We start from the raw sequence: 16,607 nt of genomic DNA on the forward strand, positions 1-16,607 counted from the left end.
CTGTCTGCGGCTCGTCGTCTTGTCCTGATTTTTGTTAATTCACTATAAAATCCGCCCAACCCCAATTTGGCTTCCGCAGAAGCTCAATCTCCTTTGCCCATCTTGCTCCGGCCAGCTTTATCGTGCCGCAAAAAAACGCCCGTTGCCATAACGGGCGTTGGTGTATTGGGCAAACCGGCTTATTTTTGCAACAACACGCGCAGCATCCAGGCGGTTTTTTCGTGGGTTTGCATGCGGGTGGTGAGCAGGTCGGCGGTGGGTTCGTCGTTGGCTTCGTCCACTGCGGGGAACAACTCGCGGCAGGTGCGGATCACGGTTTCCTGGCCTTCCACCAGCTCGCGGATCATGGCAGGGGCATCGTTGCTGCTTTGGCCGTCGGGGATAGAAGTGAGCTTGGCAAATTCGCTGTAGGAACCCGGCGCTTTGAAGCCCAGCGCGCGGATGCGTTCGGCAATTTCGTCCACGGCCAGCGCCAGTTCGTTGTATTGCTCTTCAAACATGGTGTGCAGGCTGTGGAACATCGGGCCTTCCACGTTCCAGTGGTAGTTATGGGTTTTCAGATAGAGGGTGTAGGTGTCGGCCAGCACTTTAGACAGGCCTTGGGCGATGGTTTGACGTTGGGTTTCGTTGATACCGATGTTGATGCTCATGATGGCTCCTTATTAAACAGAGTTGGGAAAAAGGATTACTGTTTGATTGGCAGCCATTGTAGTGCTGATTGTTTTATTTTTCCAATTAAAAATTGCTTTTTGATTGATTTTTTATTTTAATACCTAAAAGAAGGCTACCTGAAAGGTTTCAGGTAGCCTTTATTATGTTTGATATGTTTGAAAGATTGGCTATAAAAGGAGAGCGTGGGCATTCGCTGCTGTTTTAGCGCAGCACTTCCTGTTCGGGCGAATCGTTGCGGGTTTGCAGGCGCACGCTGTGCTGGCCGACGCTCCAGCATTGGGCATTGGCGCTGCGGCTGCACAGGCGCTTGCCGTCGCTATACCATTCTTGATTGCGGTTGCCGGTGCAGGGTTCGAGGGTGATGCTGCTGCCGGTTTGGGTGAGGCATTGGCCGTTTTGGCGGATAGTGCCGTTGCGGACTATACGTTCGAAATATTGGTTGGGCATGTTGCGGCAGGGGCGAAGGGTGAGGGTGCGGTTGTGGACGGTGATGCATTCGCTGCCGATGCGCATGGTATTGCCCTCGGGGAACTTGGGTTCGGATTGTTTTTCGCGGGCAATGGCAGTGCTGCTTGGGGATTTGGTGTAGAGTTTGGGTGCATTGGGCGGGATGGGGCGCACGGGGCAATAGGGCAGAGGGCAGGCGGTGAGGAGGAGGGCGGAGAGCAGGATGAGACGGCGCATGGGGAGATCCTCGGGGTTTCAGGTAGCCTTTTGCATAGGAAGGCTAGGGAATATGGCATAATCTGCCGCTGTGGAATTTAGCAAATGCCGGCTTGATCGGAAAGCGGTTTGTGCGGTTTGAAGGCTACCTGAAAACTTAACAGAGTGAAGATTAAATATGGAAAATCGGCATCATCATGATGTGGTTTATCCGGCCGGAGAGCAGGCGGATGCACGGTTTATGGTGGCGGCGCGCCCGGCAGCCGGAAAACCTTGCCGCAGCGGGCAAAGCAAGGTAGTATCCCGCCCGTTATGTACTATTGCCGTGGCAGCCGGAAGGCTACCTGAAAACATCTCAATTAAGGAAACACTATGATCAAAGAAATCCAAACCTCAGCCGAAACCAAGATGCAGCGTTCGGTGGAAGTGCTGCGCGAAAACCTAGCCAAAGTACGCACCGGCCGCGCCCACACCGGCCTGCTCGACCAGGTGGAGGTGGAATACTACGGCAGCATGGTGCCGGTGAGCCAGGTGGCCAACGTAACCCTGCTCGACGCGCGCACCATCAGCGTGAAGCCCTATGAGGGCAATATGGCCGCCGCCGTGGAAAAAGCCATCCGCGATTCCAACCTCGGCCTGAACCCCGCCTCTATGGGCGATCTCATCCGTGTGCCGATGCCGATGCTCACCGAAGAGCGCCGCAAAGACCTGATTAAGATCGTGCGCGGCGAAGCCGAAGACGGCCGCGTGTCTATCCGCAACGTGCGCCGCGATGCCAACGACCACATCAAAAAACTGCTGAAAGACAAAGAAGTGTCGGAAGACGATGCCCGCCGCGGCGAAGAGCAGATCCAGAAGCTCACCGACAAATACATCGCCGAAGTAGATAAACTGCTGGAGCATAAAGAAGAAGATTTGATGGTGGTGTAAACCATCCGAGCGATACGGCGGCACGGGCTGATATATTTGCCCGTGCCGCCTCAGGCTACCTGAAACCCGCCCAGCCCGAGGAAAGCATATGAGCAGCAGCACCCAAACCATCCCCGAACGCACCAACATCCCGCGCCATGTCTGCGTGATTATGGACGGCAACGGCCGCTGGGCGAAAAAACGCCTGCTGCCGCGCGTGATGGGGCACAAACGCGGCCTTACCGCCCTGGAAAACCTAGCCGCCCGCTGTGCCGAGCTCGGCGTGGAATACCTCACCGTATTCGCCTTTTCCACTGAAAACTGGCGCCGACCCGAAGACGAAGTTTCCTTTTTGATGAAGCTGTTTTTGCAGGCGCTGGGCGGAAAGGTAGCCAAAATGCACCAAAACAACCTGCGGCTCAAAGTAATCGGCAACCGCAGCCGCTTCCCCGCCGCGATTGTGGAAGGCATCGAAGCCGCCGAACGGCTTACCGCCGACAACACCGGCCTCACGCTCACCGTGGCTGCCGACTACGGCGGCCGCTGGGACATCCTGCAAGCCGCCAACCGCCTGATTGCCGAAGGCAAAAGCGAAATCACCGAAGACGACCTCTCCCGGTGCCTTTCCTTGGCCGAAGCCCCCGAGCCCGACCTGTTTATCCGTACCGGCGGCGAAACCCGCATCAGCAACTTCATGCTCTGGCAAATGGCCTATGCCGAATTTTATTTCACCGACGCGCTGTGGCCGGATTTCGATGCTGCCGAGTTCGACTGTGCCATTTCTTCCTTCCGGGTGCGCGAACGCCGTTTCGGCCGCACCAGCGAACAGCTGCCACCGGAACAGCAGCGCGGTTGAGTAGTTGGTTTTCCGGGTAGGGCGGTGATGGGCGGATGCCTGTTGCCGCTTTGTTTTAGCGCTACAACTCAAGCTCATACTATGCACTATAGTGAATTCTCCATCCACATCGAAAACCTCCGCCAATCATTCGCCAACCGCGATCTCGAAGACTATCTCCTGGCGCTCTATGCCCTGTTGCAAAGCCAACAGGATGCCGTTTGCACTCCCGCCCTTTGCCTTAGCCTACTGCAAGAAGCCTTTACTGCCCCGCCTGCCCCGTTTAACGAACAATGGTTGCTCATCCGCCAGATGCCCGATGAGCAGCTGAAAACAAGCGATCCGTGGCAATACGCCTGCGCCGTGATTATTTTTCAGGTAGCCGAGCTGCACCGCATGCGTGGCCAAGAGCTGCAAAATGAATTGCGCCACTACGGTATCACCTCTGAAACCGGCTACAGCTGGTACAATTTTGACCCGCTCACCCTTTTGGAATGCGGCGCGCAGGGGCTGGAAGATCGTTTGGGGGAGGAGACAGCGGTAGCAGAGGATTGGTCGCTGTTGGGCGATTTGTTGGACTTAGGGCGTTATTATGAATAAGTAGCGCGAAAGGCTATCTGAAAATTTCAGGTAGCCTTTACTTTGGACAGGCAAAACCGTTTGCGCTAAAATGCCGCGTTTTCCGTTTTTCCCTGATTTGACTGAAAGAGATATCAATTATGAAAACCGCACAAGAATTGCGCGCCGGCAACGTATTCATGGTGGGCAACGAGCCGATGGTGGTACAGAAAACCGAATACATCAAAGGCGGCCGCTCCTCTGCCAAAGTGAGCATGAAGCTGAAAAACCTGCTCACCGGCGCAAACAGCGAAACCATCGTGAAAGCCGACGATAAATTCGACGTTATCCAGCTCGACCGCAAACAATGCACCTACAGCTATTTTGCCGATCCGATGTATGTATTCATGGATGAAGAGTTCAACCAATACGAAATCGAAGGCGAAAACATCGGCGACAACCTGAAATTCATCGTAGACGGCATGGAAGACGTGTGCGAAGTAACCTTCTACGAAGGCAACCCGATTTCCGTGGAATTGCCCACCATCATCGTGCGCGAAGTGGAATACACCGAGCCCGCCGTTAAAGGCGACACTTCCGGCAAAGTGATGAAACCCGCACGCCTCGTGGGCGGTACCGAAATCCAAGTGATGGCCTACATTGAAAACGGCGACAAAGTGGAAATCGACTCCCGCACCGGCGAATTCCGTAAACGTGCCTAATTGCCGAATCTGGCCGGTATAGCTCAGTTGGTAGAGCAGCGCATTCGTAATGCGAAGGTCGGGGGTTCGACTCCCTTTACCGGCACCAATCCAAAGCCCCGCTTTTGCGGGGCTTTTTGCTGCGGTTTTCAGGTAGCCTGCTGCCGGTGTTGCCGCAAACTGGGCATACTGCATGCCAGCCGGCATGGCAAGCCGAACGGGCTTTCAATTCAATACAAGGCGCTGAGCCGCAGGCAGTATAGAAATAGGGCAAGGCGGGGCAACGCTGTATTGGTTTTTGTTAATTCACTATAAATTGTTTGGCCATCATAGAAGGGCAGCTTGGCCGCTTGCCGACACCAAAAAGGCTACCTGAAAATCTGCCGAATCAGATTTCAGGTAGCCTTCAGATTGCCCGGCGATACGGTTTAATCGTCGGGATCGAATTTGGAAGAAAGGATGCGGCCGCTGTGGGCGTCCACAATCACTTCATAATCGCCGCGCCGGCCGTCTAAATCCACTTCATACACGCGCCGGCCGCGCCAGGTGGTGAGGTCCACGTCGGTTACGCGGGCGTGGGTGTGGCGGGCGGCGATATTGGCGGCGCGGGTGCTGGAAATATAGCCTGTCTGCCGATAGCGGCTGGGCTGGTGGTCGCGGCGTACCCGATGCTCTTGCGAGTAGCGGTGGTGATGATCATCGTCATCGTAATCGTCGCGGTCGGCCAGGGCGGGCAGGGAAACGGCCATGATGGCGGCGGCCAGCAATAGGAGGGAGGGTTTGCGTGCGGACATCGGCTTTCCTTTCACAGTTTGGAGATTGGGGAAAACGGAACGGGCTACCTGAAAAATATGGCGGCAGTTCGAACGAAACTTAATATGCCCATTGCCGTTCTGTTGGAACGGGCATTTTGGCTTCGCAGAAACGTACTTCGTTTTAACTGCGTTGAGGCTTCGCTTTCAGGTAGCCTCCTTGCTTACTGGATGCGGGTAACGGATTTTACGTCTACTTCGGTGCGGCGCCATTCTTGGTCGATTTCGGCTTCGAGGCGCACTTTGTCGCGCGGGGTAACGTTCAGGCCGCGCCATACGTCGTCGTCGATTTCCACTTCGATGCGGCCGCTGGCATCGCGGAAGATGTAGTGTTCGTGGCGCACTTGGCGTTCGATGTAGCCTTCTAGGGTAACATAGCTGTCGTCCGGCACGCTGCGCAGGGCGGAAACGCGGGTTACGGCGTTTTGGGAGGCGGCCGCTTGGCCATTTTCGGAGAAACCGGCGGAAGCGGTGGCAGATACGGCCAACAGGGCGGTGAGGAGCAGGGCGTTTTTCATGGTGTTTTCCTTTATTCAAGATTGGGGGGGGTTAAACACGGCAGGCGGTGCTGCCTGAATCGATGGTTTGCATTATAGGCAGGCAGGCTTAGCGGAAAATTAGGGAAATCAAAAGAAATGTAAACGTATCGGCATTGTGGGTGTTGGCTTCCGCTTCTGGCGAATCAACAACAGCCGCTACAAGGCGGCAGGTTGGGCTGATGTTGTACGGTTTTTTAATTCACTGCATCAGCCGAAGCTATCCGGGCTGCGGCTTGGCATGCCGTGCCCAAAGTTTCCGCATGATGGGCGTGATGTGAAACTTGTCATCCATGTCTTCATCAATCAGTGACCAATAGCGCACGAGCGACTGGAAATCCTGCCATTGCTGCTCCAGCAAGGCGCAAACGGTGTGTTCGACTGCCGGATCGGGAACGGCCTCTGCGGCCAGGTAGTCATCGAATGAGGCAAGGATGAGCCCCATCAAGGCGTGCTGCTCTTGGCGCGAGAAGCCGCCGGTTTGGTAGGCATGGATGAACTCGGGCAGACGCTCCGGGTTGGCGTTTTCCAGCTCCCAGTCTTGCATATCGGGGTGGCAGGCTAGGCCGAGAAGGCTGCTGAGTTTTTCGTAGCAGTGCATGGTTGGGATGAGTTTGTTATTGGCTGGATGATAAAGGCTACCTGAAAATTGCTTGTCGGCATTTTCAGGTAGCCTTTTATTGTTTGGGCTGGCAGAACCCGCTTAACAACCGATTTAATCATTCAGCTGTTGTAGGCGGGCGATGCGGTCGTCGAGGGTGGGGTGGGTGCTGAACAGGGAGCGCAGGGTGCTGTCGTTGATGCCCATGGCGGCCATTTGGGGCGGCAGGCTGCTTTGGCTGCCTTTGAGCCGTTGCAGGGCGCAGATCATTTTGGGCGCGCCCACCAGTTTGGCGGCGCCGGCATCGGCACGGTATTCGCGCTGGCGGCTGAACCACATCACGATGATGCCGGCCAGCCAGCCGAAGACCACTTGCAGCACGATGCTGACGATGGTTTGGATGGCGTTGCCGCCGCTGTCTTGCTGCCGGTTTTGGCGCAGGGAGGAGGCAATCAGGGAGGCGATGATTTGGGAGAAAAACAGCACGAAAGTGTTCACCACGCCTTGAATCAGGGTGAGCGTAACCATATCGCCGTTGCCGACGTGCGCCATTTCGTGCGCGAGCACGGCTTCCACTTCGTCGCGGTTCATGACCTGCAAAAGGCCGGTGCTCACGGCAACCAGCGAGCTGTTGCGGCTGGCGCCGGTGGCGAAGGCATTGGGCTCGGGCGACTCATAAACGGCCACTTCGGGGGGTTGCAGGTTCCATTGTTTGGCTTGGGCTTCCACCACGCGTACGAGCCAATCTTCTGTTTCGTTGCGCGGCTGGCGGATAACATGGGCACCCACGGCCTGCTTGGCGCTGCTTTTCGACATGATGAGGGCAATCAGCGAGCCGGAAAAGCCGGTGATGGCGGAGAGCAGCAGCAGGCCGGAGATGTCTTGCGGATTGAGCCCGAGCAGCCCGAACAGCAGGCGGGCGGCCAGGAGTACGGCCATATTGGTGAGGAGGAAGAGGATTATGCGCTTCACGGTATCGGTCTGGGTGGTTTGGTTTCAGGTAGCCTTCGGGCTTCTGCTTTATGTTTACTACTGGCCGCTGCGGCGTGGTGCTGCTGTGCTGCTTTGGCGGGAATGCTGTTGGGTGTGCTGTTGGATACGGAGGTTTCTTGGCAAAACTGATTTATTGCTTTTATGCGGTAAAGCTGAGGTTTCAGGTAGCCTTTTATTGCTGCGGCAACCAGGCAATATATTGCCACAAAATCGCCGTTTTGAGGCTACCTGAAAATCAGTTTCTTGGTTTCTTATCGTTAAATCAACCGCCCATCAATCCAGCTGGGCGACGGTTTTGCCGATGCCGCGCAGTTGGGCGAGTTTTTGTTCCACAGTTTGCTGCTGGCGGCGGAATTCGGCCAGCTCGGCAGTGGTGAGCCGTTTGGCGGGCAGGGCGACACCGGCAGGGTTGACCGGCACGCCGTTGAGGCGCACTTCGTAGTGCAGGTGCGGGCCGGTGCTGCGGCCGGTGGTGCCGATGAAGCCGATGATGTCACCGGCGCGCACGCGCTGGCCGGGGGCGGCATTGGCGGAAAACGCGCTCATGTGGCCGTAGAGCGTTTGCATGCTGTCGCTGTGGCGCAGGATCACGGTATTGCCGTAGCCGCCTTTGGGGCCGCGGAATTCTACGATGCCGTCGGATGGGGCGTGAATCGGTGTGCCTGCGGGGGCGGCGTAGTCGATGCCGGTGTGCATGCGCAAATAGCCTAATATCGGGTGGACGCGCACGCCGAAGGGCGAGCTGATGCGGCTGCCCGGCACGGGCTGGGTTTCAAAACCTTTCTTCAGCGGCTGGCCGTGTTCGTCGTAGTAGCGGCCGTTGCCGTCTTCGCCGAAGTAGTAGGCACGGTAGAGCTTGCCTTGGTGGCTGATTTCTACGGCGAGGATGTCGCCCATGGAAATTTGCTGGCCGTGAAAGTAGTTTACCTGATAAAGAATGCGCACGGTATCGCCGGCTTCGAGTTTATAGAGATCGAGCCGGTTGCTGAACAGTTCGCGCAGGGAATCACGGACTTCGGCAGGAATTTCGGCACGCGACATGGCGCCGGCGGTGGTGCCGCTGGAGCGGATGATAACGGATTTGAGCGTGGACAGGGTGGTGGTTTTCACATCGTCGGTTTTGGCCTGCCAGCGGTTGCCGGCATAGGCTAAATCAACCAGTTGGGTTTCGCCGTTGTCGTCGTCGTTGAAAAATTGCACTTGCACGGGGCGGCGCTGGGCATCGAGCCTGAGGCTGACGGTTTGGTCGGGGTGCAGGTGGGGCTGTTTGCCTTCTGAGGCGGCGGCTTGGGTGATGTCTTGAATTTGCGGGGCGGAAAGGTTGAAGCGTTCCAACACGTTGCGCAGGGAGTCGCCGGGCTGGATGACTTCGTCGCTCCAGTAGCCGGTGGCCGGGGTTTTGCCTTTGGCGTGTACGGCGGCAAGTTTTTCCACGATGCGTTTGCTCTGCATCGCGCCTTCCGGTTTGGCGGAAGCGGCAGCGATGATGGCAATTAAAATGAACACGCCCAGCAGCGCGGCGGCCGCAACAAGGGCGATGCGGGCACGGCGTGGCAGGCGGGAAAATAGGGCGGATGGGGACACGGTTTGGCAGGATGCCGTTGCGGCAAACGAGTCTATCGGAAGCGCGCTATTTTAATGGATAGGCAGGGCAGGGCGGGTGCCGCTTTGCGGTTTTTTACTTGTTATTGAACTAGGGTGCGGCTGGAAACCGACACAGGCGCGGCAAACGGCTGGGTTTGATTGGGGATTTTGGCTTCAGGTAGCCTGTTCTTGCGTAAAGGCTACCTGAAAATATTGTGAACGGTGGGTAGCTGTTGAGCACGGTATCGGCTTATGCGTTTGCTGAATAATTTTCAGGTAGCCTTTATCGCTTGTAAAAGGCTACCTGAAAACCGGATCAGCGCTTCGTGTATAGTGAATTAACAAAAACCAGTACAGCGTTGGCTCGCCTTGCCGTAACGTGTGTACTGTCTGCGGCTAGCCGCCTTGTCCTGATTTAAATTTAATCCACTATATTAACCATCCTGCTGTTGATTGAGCCGGATAAATTCGGCTATGGTTATATCGGCGGCGGTGATAGCGGGGGTCATGATTTGCTGCACGGTGCGGTCGATGGAATCGCTGGTGTGGCTATGGCTGCCATACACGAACAGCCGGAACAAATCGGCCACGCGGATGGCTTCGGGGCTGGTTTTCAGCATCCAGCGGTTGCGCGGGCTTTGCGCGATGTAGCCGCGTCGGGCGAGTTGTTCCAACAGGTCGCCCAGTTCATCGTAGCCCAGCTGGATGTGGCGGCGGAACTGTTGGGTTTTCAGGCTCTTGCCTTGGCTTTGTGCCTGGGCGAGCAGGGTGAGGATGCCTAGGGCGTCGTGAAACCGCGTGCCGTGGCAGCCTTGGCGGCGGAAAGCGTCGCCCTCCCAATAGGAAAGCGAGGCAGCCAGGAGCGCGCCGCTGAGGATGACAATCCAGTTTAAGTTGAGCCACAGCAGAAACATCGGCACGGCGGCAAAGGCGCCATACACCAACTGATAGTTGTTGAAGTTGGCCACGTACACGCCGAAGCCGCGCCGCAACAGTTCGATAGACACGGCCGCCAGCGCGGCGCTGATCAGGGCGTGGCGGATGGGTACATAGCGGGCGGGCACGAGCTTATAGAGCAGGCAGAGCATGCTCCAGGTGGCGGTGAGCGCCACGCCGAACTGTACGGCGGATGCGAGGAGCGGGTAGTGCAGGTAAAACAGGGTGCGCCGCAGAAACACGCCCCACAGCGAGAGCCCGAGCCCGACCAGCAGGGGGCCGATGCTCAGCAGCGCCCAATACACCAACACGCGGGTTACGATGCTGCGCGGGCGTTTCACCCGCCAGATTTGGTTGAATGTGCGCTCGATGGTGTGCACCAGCATCAGCGAGGTGATCATCATCATGGTGATGCCGATGGCGGTAAGGCGGCTGGCGTGGTCGCGGAATTGGAAAATGTAGTCGCTCACCGCCGCCACGCCCGCAGGCATCATGATTGCCGACACCATGTGTTGAAACTGGGCGGAAAAATCGGCAAACACGGGAAAGGCGGATACCACCACCACGACCACGGTAAACAGCGGCACCAAGGCCAAGAGTGTGGTAAACGTGAGGCTGGAGGCTACCTGCGGGATGTCCACCTCATTAAAGCGGTCATACAGAAAACGGGCAAACGCCAGCGTCCGCGAGCGGCGCAGGGGTTCGGGCAGGGAGAATTTGGGCAGTAGGCGCATGGTGTGCTGGGGCTACCTGAAAAGCTGTTGTGGTTTTCAGGTAGCCTGAGTATTTGGTTTAAATGATGCCGGCCGAATGTTTTAAAATAATAGCGTTGCGGGCCAATCGAATCAGTTGGCCTGCCGCATTGTAAAATAATGTTATTGAAAAGACAAAACAGCCCTGCCCGGGCAGGGCGGGAGCGAGGCAAACCATGAACATTACCGTATTGGCCGTGGGCAACAAAATGCCCGGTTGGGTGGACGAAGCCGTGAAGGAATACGCCAAGCGCTTCGGCCGCGACATCAAATACACCTTGAAAGAAATCAAGCCGGAAAAGCGCGGCACGGGCGTGAATGCGGCGCAGGGGATGGCGGCGGAAGAAAAACGCATCTTGGAAGCCATGCCGGCCGATGCGTTTTTGGTGGTGTTAGACGAGCGCGGCGTTGCGCCCACTTCGCAGGAGCTGGCAGGCTACCTGAAAAAATGGCAGCAGAACGGCCTGCATGTTTGTATGGTAATCGGCGGGGCAGACGGGCTCACCGAGCGAATCAAACAACAAGCCGGCCTGATGCTGCGCCTCTCCAGCCTCACCCTGCCGCACGGCATGGTGCGTGTGTTGCTCACCGAGCAGCTGTATCGGGCGGTATCAATTCTGCATAATCATCCGTACCACCGTGAATAATGGTTTGGCGAAAACCGCACATAAAAAATCGCCCCGACAAAAGCGGGGCGCAAAAGGAACACAAACCACTACCAAAATTGGACATCCTGCCATCAGGCAGAATGTTGAGACTTGGCGGTTCGGCACAAGGCAGAGCAACCTTGCTTTGCCAAACGTGAATGCATCATACCGAAAAACAGCCTAATTAGCAAATGATAATTATTTTTATTATATTAAAATGATGTAATACTTTGTTAATTTATTAGGTTGTGTTTGCTGTAAACCGAAATGAATCAATGTAATATAGCTTAAATCTGCCTGCCGATAACGATACTGCCTCGTGCCGCAGGCCCGCGCTAAATCAACGCATCATTGGCGCGACTGCCAATCCTGATTCAAAGTTCATCCGCTATGGGGTAAGATGCCGACCGTTTGCCCACATTATAAAGCTCTGCCCTGATGAAACATTTGCGCCAAATCATTCTTGATACCGAAACCACCGGCTTCTACTACGACCGCGACGACCGCCTCATCGAATTTGCCGGCCTGGAAATGATCGACCGCCGCCTCACCGGCAACTATCTGCATTTATACGTCCACCCCGAACGCGACATTCCCGAAGAAGCCGCCAAAGTGCACGGCATCACGCTAGATCAGCTCGAAGGCAAGCCCAAGTTTGCCGAAATCGGGCAGCAGATTGCCGATTTTATTGCCGGCGCCGAGCTGGTTATCCACAACGCCCCATTCGACGTGGGTTTTCTCAACGCCGAATTCCGCCGTGCCGGCCTGCCGAGCGTGAAGGAGCTGACGGTTAATGTGGTGGATACGCTGGTGATGGCGCGCGCCCTGTATCCCGGCCAGAAAAACTCGCTGGATGCCTTGTGTACCCGCCTCGAAGTGGATCGCAGCAAACGCGTATTCCACGGCGCATTGATCGACTGCGAACTGCTGAGCGAAGTCTATCTGGGCATGACCCGCTCACAATTCAGCCTGGCCGACCAGTTTGCCGAAGAAGAAAGCGCCGAAGCCGACGCGCCCGCCGTGGTGATCGCGCCTACCGAACGCCCGGCGCAACTGAAAGTGCTGGCCGCCAATGCCGAGGAAAATGCCGTCCACGAAGCCTATCTGGACGAATTGGACAAAAAAGCCGAAGGCGGCAGCATTTGGCGGAAAACGCCATGAGCCGCTATTTCGCCCTCGTGCCCGCTGCCGGTGTGGGCAGCCGCTTCGGCGCCGCCCTGCCCAAACAATACGTGCAGATAGCCGGCCACACCGTGCTGGAGCACACCCTGCGCCGCCTGCTGGACGAGCCGCAGATTGTTCAGGTAGCCGTGGTGTTGGCGCGGGATGATGCGTGGTTTGAACGGGAAGTGAGGCTACCTGAAAACTTGGCCGCCAAACTGCGAACGCTGTATTGCGGCGGCGAGAGCCGTGCCGAGAGCGTGTTTAACGGGCTGAATTCCCTGCTGAAACACGGCGTGATGCGGCCGGACGAAAAAATACTGGTGCACGATGCCGCCCGCTGCTGCCTGCCTGCCGAAGCCTTGCGGCGATTGTTGCAAGAAGCGGGGCAGCATCCGGTTGGCGGCATTTTGGCTTTGCCCGTGGCCGATACCCTTAAGCGCGGCAACGGCGAAAATCATATTGCCGAAACGGTGAGCCGGAGCGGTTTGTGGCAGGCACAAACCCCGCAGCTTTTTCCCGCCGAGCTGCTGCAACAGGCGCTGGCCGCCGCCAATCCGGCGGAGATTACCGACGAGGCCTCCGCCGTTGAACGGCTGGGTTTGCAACCTTTGCTGGTGCAGGGCGACAGCCGCAATTTGAAACTGACTTGGCCGGCAGACGAGAGGATTGCAAGGCTGTTGTTGCAAGATGAGGCTACCTGAAAAAATTCAGCCAGCGTGCCAAATAGCAATAGGTTGGTTATAAACACCCAACCTAGTAATAAAATATAATGGAATACAGATAAAATGGTAACGAATTTATCAAGCAAAACTTACTGCTTAATAAGTACGCTAGAATATGATTGCTATGACTAAAAGAATAATCTTTGCATGCAGCATATTAACTTTATTTTTATTTGTTTATTTTCTTTTTGGCTATGAAGAAAATAGATGAAGCAAAGTTGCAAGACTTTCATGATGGCCATATCAAACTTAATGAAATAACAAACTTCAAATGGGATTATGCTGATTTATATGTGCATAATGTCGATTTTCAGAAAATAGTTTTCTATAAAAATAATCATGTTGTTTTTTCAGAAACGGTTCAGTTGGATAAATATGGCGATTTAGTATCTCAGTATTTGTTTACTGATGAACGTGATAGTGTGTTGTACTATAAATGTAGTTTTGAGAGTGGGAAGTTGCAATTTGTCGGGAAGGAGAAATTGGAATTATCCGGTGGTTTTCTTTATTTTTATAAGCCGATTGGTTGTGTTCCTAACCAAGTTAATCCATTAAAGTAGGCTGGTAGGAGAACTTGTTATGAAAGGGCTACCTGAATTTTTCAGGTAGCCTTTACTGCGTTTAAGGCTACCTGAAAGTTCCATCTGGTTTTCAGGTAGCCTGCAAAAACGGGCAAACTGCTGTTTGGAAGCGGTTTGCCCGTTGGTTTTAGTCGGACGGTTTAAGTGGCGCTCCCGGAAGTGACCGAATACGCTTTTCCTTCATGCCCGGCTTCGCCGATGATTTGGCGCACGGCGGCGGCGAGGGCGGTGCGGGTCATGTATTGGCGGGGGATGGCGGGGAGCTGTTCGTGCAGCTGGTAGGCGGTGTCGTCGCCGTCGGCGAGGCCGCAGGGGCGCAGGATGGTCCAGGCAAGGGGGCTTTGGCGCAGGGCGTTTTCGGCTTCGGTTTTGGCGGCCACGGCTTCGCCCAGGGCTTGTTTGAACATATCGCTCATCAGGGGGTATTGTTCGCCGCAGCCCATGCTGGTGACGAGGATGAAGTGGGCTTCGGGGGCGTGCTGTTCGAGGGCGCGGATGATGTGGAGGTTGCCGGTGGCGTCGCTGCGGATGCCTTGTTCGTTTTTGCCGCCGACAAAGCTGACGACGGTGTCGGGCCGGTATTGCTGCACGGCTTGGGCGACGGCTTCTGCGTCAAGTGCGTCGGCAACGGTGGTGCGGATGTGCTGGTTGGCGAAAAATTCGTCGGATTGTTGTTCGGGCAGCCTTAATGCGGCGACGGCGGTTTCGCGTTCGAGACGGTCTAATTGGTGGATGAGTTGGCGGCCACTGGGGCCGTTGGCGCCGAATATCATCAGCATGGGGGTGCTCCTGTTTGGGGGTTGAAGGGGTGCAGGCTGCTTTTTGGGGTTTCAGGTAGCCTTTAAGCGGTGTTTTCAGGGTTCAGTTTTAAACGAGGTTTCGGTTGAGCGGTTTTGCCCTCTCCCTAACCCTCTCCCACGGGAGAGGGGATTGGGCTGCTGTTGTGCGGACGGTGGCTGCTTTACCGTTGCTGGCGTATTCCGAAGCTGTGTTGGCCAAATGTGCAGGCTGCTTTTGGGGTTTCAGGCAGCCTGCACTTTGATGATTCTGGGTGCAGGCTGCTTTCAGGTAGCCTTGAATGCTGGGCGCGGGTTTAGGCGAACAGGGCGCGCATGGCTTGGATTTGGTTTTGTTTGAGTTCGCCCGCTTCGTCGCGGCCGACGAAGATTTTGAACATGGCGCCGCCGTTGCGGTTGACGAAGTTGAGCGACACGGTGTCTTTGCCCATGAAGGGGCGTTCGATCAGATAGATGGCGGCGCAGTTTTCGTAGTAGATGTGGCCGTGGATGCCGCCTTCTTCGGCGTGTTCGAAGTTGTAGAAGCCGCGGCCGACTTTGCCGTTGGGGATTTTGCCGGTGACTTCGGCGATCACGTCGGGAGTGTGGGCGATGAAGGTGACGGCTTCGTTCCAGCCGGCCAGCGCCTGCATGATTTCGACAAAGCGGCTGCCTTCGGTTTTTTTGATGAGTTGGGCGGGCAGGCAGTTAATCACGTCTTCAAAGCTGCATTGGTGTTGCCCGGCAAGCATTTCGAGGATTTGGCCGGGGTTTTCGGCCAGTGAGTTGCGCAATACGGTTTGTTGTTCGCTGGAGAGTTTTTGCATTGTGTTTTCCTTTTCATCAGGTGGGAGGGACATCATGAGTTTGCGGGTGAGGGTGGGCGACCAATAGCGGCCGCTGGTGTTGAGGATGGCTTGGCCGTCCTCGTGAATGGTTAGCAGATCGGCTTGCTGCCATTGGCGCAGCAGGGTTTGCGCTTCGGCGTTGTCGGCAAACAGGGCGGTGTCGATGCGGCCGAGTTCGATGTCGTGCTGCACTTGGCCGAGCAGGGTTTTGTGTTGGCCGTGGCGGCTCATGAAGGAGAGGGCTTTTTGGCCTTTTGGATTTTTCAGGTAGCCTGCCAAATCGCTCTGCACTTGGTAGCTGAAGCCGCCGAAGTTGCCGCCTGCGCCGGAACCGAAGGCGAGGCAGGGCATATTGGATTTGATGAGGGTGTTGTAACGGTTGCGCTCGCCGCGGCCGGGGTAGGCGAAATGGTTGTTGCTGACTTGCTGCCAGCCGAGCCGTGTGAGTTCGCGCACGGCGTAGGCGTAGTGTTGGGATTGCACGTCGAAGCCGAGCGGCGGCGGGAATGCGCCTTTTTCAATCATGCGGTTGATGGGCAGGAAAGGGTAGCAGTTGAAGGCGTAGGTGTCGAGGCCGGACAGGGGCAGGCCGGCGGCGCATTCGATGTCATGCGCCCAAATGTCGTCGGTTTGGCCGGGCAGTCCGAAAATCAGGTCGGCCACAATCACAGCATCGAGGCCGCACAGTTCTTTCAGGTAGCCATAGGCTTCTTCACCGCTGTGTTTGCGCCCGAGGCGGCGGCGGATGGCGGTGTTGAAGGTTTGGATGCCGATGGAAATGCGGTTCACGCCGGCTTCGACGGCGGCGCGGGCTTTGTCGAGCCCGAAATGGCTCATGCGGCCTTCGAGGGTGAATTCGCAGTCGTCGGCCAGCGGCAGGTATTGGTAGCAGGCGCGGATGAGACGCACCAAGTCGGGCGTATCCAGCGCGGTGGGCGTGCCGCCGCCGAAATACACGGCTTGGATTTTGCCGCTGCCGGTGCGTTGTTCGGCTTCGGTGGCTAGCTCTTCAATCACTTTGTCCACATACGTGCCGCCGTGCTCTTCTTTCCAAGCGTTGCGGTAAAAACCGCAGAACACGCAGTGGTTGGCGCAGAAGGGGATGTGGAGGTAGGCCAGGCCGTCGGTGTCGAGCGAACGGGCGATTTGGCTTTGCCACAGTTTCTGCCATTGCGGCATCGGCACGGGCACGCCGCCCCAAATCGGCATCAACGCCTGCCTTTCGGGAAAGGCTTGCGGCGCGGCTTCTTTCGACGGCCAGCGGATGGTTTGGATGGCGGATGGGGAGGCGGTGGCGGACATAGGGTTTATAGTTAG

The 16,607-nt window shown here is 56.3% G+C and carries 18 protein-coding genes and 1 tRNA gene; 9 read left to right on the forward strand and 10 right to left on the reverse strand.

All coding sequences use genetic code 11. From position 1 onward, the window contains the following. Nucleotides 1-179 precede the first annotated feature (179 nt). Together A7Q00_RS08850 and A7Q00_RS08855 are read right to left on the reverse strand one after the other, a co-directional pair. Nucleotides 180-650 carry a Dps family protein gene (locus tag A7Q00_RS08850; RefSeq protein WP_023886784.1) on the reverse strand — a complete coding sequence of 157 codons (471 nt, stop codon included), beginning with the start codon at nt 648-650 and terminating at the stop codon, nt 180-182. 223 nt (nt 651-873) lie between these two features. Beyond that, nucleotides 874-1,356 carry an RICIN domain-containing protein gene (locus A7Q00_RS08855; RefSeq protein ID WP_064090198.1) on the reverse strand — a complete coding sequence of 161 codons (483 nt, stop codon included), beginning with the start codon at nt 1,354-1,356 and terminating at the stop codon, nt 874-876. Between the two features lie 351 nt (nt 1,357-1,707). On the opposite strand from A7Q00_RS08855, the gene frr reads away from it, so the two are divergent. The 5 genes from frr to A7Q00_RS08880 all read left to right on the forward strand — a co-directional run bounded on the left by frr (nt 1,708) and on the right by A7Q00_RS08880 (nt 4,447). Continuing rightward, nucleotides 1,708-2,265 (forward strand): ribosome recycling factor, encoded by a 558-nt coding sequence (gene frr, locus A7Q00_RS08860; RefSeq protein WP_064090199.1) that lies wholly within the window; start codon nt 1,708-1,710, stop codon nt 2,263-2,265. An 88-nt stretch (nt 2,266-2,353) separates the two neighbouring features. Beyond that, nucleotides 2,354-3,100, forward strand: coding sequence for a polyprenyl diphosphate synthase (gene uppS, locus A7Q00_RS08865; protein ID WP_064090200.1), 747 nt, complete (start codon nt 2,354-2,356; stop codon nt 3,098-3,100). A gap of 81 nt (nt 3,101-3,181) precedes the next feature. Next, a complete protein-coding gene (locus A7Q00_RS08870) occupies nt 3,182-3,679 on the forward strand; it encodes a hypothetical protein (RefSeq protein WP_064090201.1) in 498 nt (165 codons plus the stop codon). 119 nt (nt 3,680-3,798) lie between these two features. Continuing rightward, nucleotides 3,799-4,359, forward strand: a complete 561-nt coding sequence (gene efp, locus A7Q00_RS08875) for an elongation factor P (protein WP_064090202.1) — start codon at nt 3,799-3,801, stop codon at nt 4,357-4,359. A 12-nt stretch (nt 4,360-4,371) separates the two neighbouring features. Then, nucleotides 4,372-4,447: transfer RNA gene (locus tag A7Q00_RS08880), tRNA-Thr, on the forward strand. A gap of 319 nt (nt 4,448-4,766) precedes the next feature. Here the strand turns inward: A7Q00_RS08880 and A7Q00_RS08885 are convergent. The 6 genes from A7Q00_RS08885 to A7Q00_RS08910 form a co-directional block, all read right to left on the reverse strand. Further along, nucleotides 4,767-5,132 carry a PepSY domain-containing protein gene (locus A7Q00_RS08885; RefSeq protein WP_064090203.1) on the reverse strand — a complete coding sequence of 122 codons (366 nt, stop codon included), beginning with the start codon at nt 5,130-5,132 and terminating at the stop codon, nt 4,767-4,769. A 182-nt stretch (nt 5,133-5,314) separates the two neighbouring features. After that, a complete protein-coding gene (locus A7Q00_RS08890) occupies nt 5,315-5,668 on the reverse strand; it encodes a YgiW/YdeI family stress tolerance OB fold protein (protein ID WP_064090204.1) in 354 nt (117 codons plus the stop codon). Nucleotides 5,669-5,906: 238 nt separating this feature from the next. Then, the gene (locus tag A7Q00_RS08895; RefSeq protein WP_064090205.1) at nt 5,907-6,287 is read right to left on the reverse strand and encodes a hypothetical protein; all 381 of its coding nucleotides are present in this window, start codon (nt 6,285-6,287) and stop codon (nt 5,907-5,909) included. 114 nt (nt 6,288-6,401) lie between these two features. Beyond that, a complete protein-coding gene (gene htpX, locus A7Q00_RS08900; RefSeq protein WP_064090206.1) occupies nt 6,402-7,259 on the reverse strand; it encodes a protease HtpX in 858 nt (285 codons plus the stop codon). A 294-nt stretch (nt 7,260-7,553) separates the two neighbouring features. Then, nucleotides 7,554-8,864, reverse strand: a complete 1,311-nt coding sequence (locus A7Q00_RS08905) for a M23 family metallopeptidase (RefSeq protein ID WP_082887810.1) — start codon at nt 8,862-8,864, stop codon at nt 7,554-7,556. Between the two features lie 434 nt (nt 8,865-9,298). Beyond that, nucleotides 9,299-10,534, reverse strand: coding sequence for a YihY family inner membrane protein (locus A7Q00_RS08910; RefSeq protein ID WP_064090207.1), 1,236 nt, complete (start codon nt 10,532-10,534; stop codon nt 9,299-9,301). 194 nt (nt 10,535-10,728) lie between these two features. Here A7Q00_RS08910 and rlmH point away from each other — a divergent pair, with 194 nt between their 5' ends. The 4 genes from rlmH (at nt 10,729) to A7Q00_RS08930 (ending at nt 13,645) form a co-directional block, all read left to right on the forward strand. Next, nucleotides 10,729-11,199, forward strand: a complete 471-nt coding sequence (rlmH, locus tag A7Q00_RS08915; RefSeq protein ID WP_064090208.1) for a 23S rRNA (pseudouridine(1915)-N(3))-methyltransferase RlmH — start codon at nt 10,729-10,731, stop codon at nt 11,197-11,199. Between the two features lie 438 nt (nt 11,200-11,637). After that, nucleotides 11,638-12,360 carry a DNA polymerase III subunit epsilon gene (gene dnaQ, locus A7Q00_RS08920; protein WP_064090209.1) on the forward strand — a complete coding sequence of 241 codons (723 nt, stop codon included), beginning with the start codon at nt 11,638-11,640 and terminating at the stop codon, nt 12,358-12,360. After that, the gene (ispD, locus tag A7Q00_RS08925; RefSeq protein WP_064090210.1) at nt 12,357-13,064 is read left to right on the forward strand and encodes a 2-C-methyl-D-erythritol 4-phosphate cytidylyltransferase; all 708 of its coding nucleotides are present in this window, start codon (nt 12,357-12,359) and stop codon (nt 13,062-13,064) included. The genes dnaQ and ispD overlap by 4 nt, the downstream gene beginning before the upstream one ends. A gap of 215 nt (nt 13,065-13,279) precedes the next feature. Next, nucleotides 13,280-13,645 (forward strand): hypothetical protein, encoded by a 366-nt coding sequence (locus A7Q00_RS08930; protein ID WP_156503789.1) that lies wholly within the window; start codon nt 13,280-13,282, stop codon nt 13,643-13,645. Nucleotides 13,646-13,806: 161 nt separating this feature from the next. Here the strand turns inward: A7Q00_RS08930 and A7Q00_RS08935 are convergent, their stop codons facing one another. Both A7Q00_RS08935 and hutW read right to left on the reverse strand, forming a co-directional pair. Beyond that, nucleotides 13,807-14,445 (reverse strand): NAD(P)-dependent oxidoreductase, encoded by a 639-nt coding sequence (locus A7Q00_RS08935; RefSeq protein WP_064090211.1) that lies wholly within the window; start codon nt 14,443-14,445, stop codon nt 13,807-13,809. A 314-nt stretch (nt 14,446-14,759) separates the two neighbouring features. Continuing rightward, nucleotides 14,760-16,592 (reverse strand): heme anaerobic degradation radical SAM methyltransferase ChuW/HutW, encoded by a 1,833-nt coding sequence (gene hutW, locus A7Q00_RS08940; RefSeq protein WP_064090212.1) that lies wholly within the window; start codon nt 16,590-16,592, stop codon nt 14,760-14,762. Nucleotides 16,593-16,607: the final 15 nt, after the last annotated feature.

It is taken from the genome of Eikenella halliae (assembly GCF_001648475.1).
GTDB lineage: Bacteria > Pseudomonadota > Gammaproteobacteria > Burkholderiales > Neisseriaceae > Eikenella > Eikenella halliae.

Bases quoted from the DNA above. Each gene is read 5' to 3' on its own strand.
- A7Q00_RS08850 (WP_023886784.1), bottom strand. From the start codon at position 650: ATGAGCATCAACATCGGTATCAACGAAACCCAACGTCAAACCATCGCC.
- A7Q00_RS08855 (WP_064090198.1), bottom strand. From the start codon at position 1,356: ATGCGCCGTCTCATCCTGCTCTCCGCCCTCCTCCTCACCGCCTGCCCT.
- frr (WP_064090199.1), top strand. From the start codon at position 1,708: ATGATCAAAGAAATCCAAACCTCAGCCGAAACCAAGATGCAGCGTTCG.
- uppS (WP_064090200.1), top strand. From the start codon at position 2,354: ATGAGCAGCAGCACCCAAACCATCCCCGAACGCACCAACATCCCGCGC.
- A7Q00_RS08870 (WP_064090201.1), top strand. From the start codon at position 3,182: ATGCACTATAGTGAATTCTCCATCCACATCGAAAACCTCCGCCAATCA.
- efp (WP_064090202.1), top strand. From the start codon at position 3,799: ATGAAAACCGCACAAGAATTGCGCGCCGGCAACGTATTCATGGTGGGC.
- A7Q00_RS08885 (WP_064090203.1), bottom strand. From the start codon at position 5,132: ATGTCCGCACGCAAACCCTCCCTCCTATTGCTGGCCGCCGCCATCATG.
- A7Q00_RS08890 (WP_064090204.1), bottom strand. From the start codon at position 5,668: ATGAAAAACGCCCTGCTCCTCACCGCCCTGTTGGCCGTATCTGCCACC.
- A7Q00_RS08895 (WP_064090205.1), bottom strand. From the start codon at position 6,287: ATGCACTGCTACGAAAAACTCAGCAGCCTTCTCGGCCTAGCCTGCCAC.
- A7Q00_RS08910 (WP_064090207.1), bottom strand. From the start codon at position 10,534: ATGCGCCTACTGCCCAAATTCTCCCTGCCCGAACCCCTGCGCCGCTCG.
- rlmH (WP_064090208.1), top strand. From the start codon at position 10,729: ATGAACATTACCGTATTGGCCGTGGGCAACAAAATGCCCGGTTGGGTG.
- dnaQ (WP_064090209.1), top strand. From the start codon at position 11,638: ATGAAACATTTGCGCCAAATCATTCTTGATACCGAAACCACCGGCTTC.
- ispD (WP_064090210.1), top strand. From the start codon at position 12,357: ATGAGCCGCTATTTCGCCCTCGTGCCCGCTGCCGGTGTGGGCAGCCGC.
- A7Q00_RS08930 (WP_156503789.1), top strand. From the start codon at position 13,280: ATGAAGAAAATAGATGAAGCAAAGTTGCAAGACTTTCATGATGGCCAT.
- A7Q00_RS08935 (WP_064090211.1), bottom strand. From the start codon at position 14,445: ATGCTGATGATATTCGGCGCCAACGGCCCCAGTGGCCGCCAACTCATC.
- hutW (WP_064090212.1), bottom strand. From the start codon at position 16,592: ATGTCCGCCACCGCCTCCCCATCCGCCATCCAAACCATCCGCTGGCCG.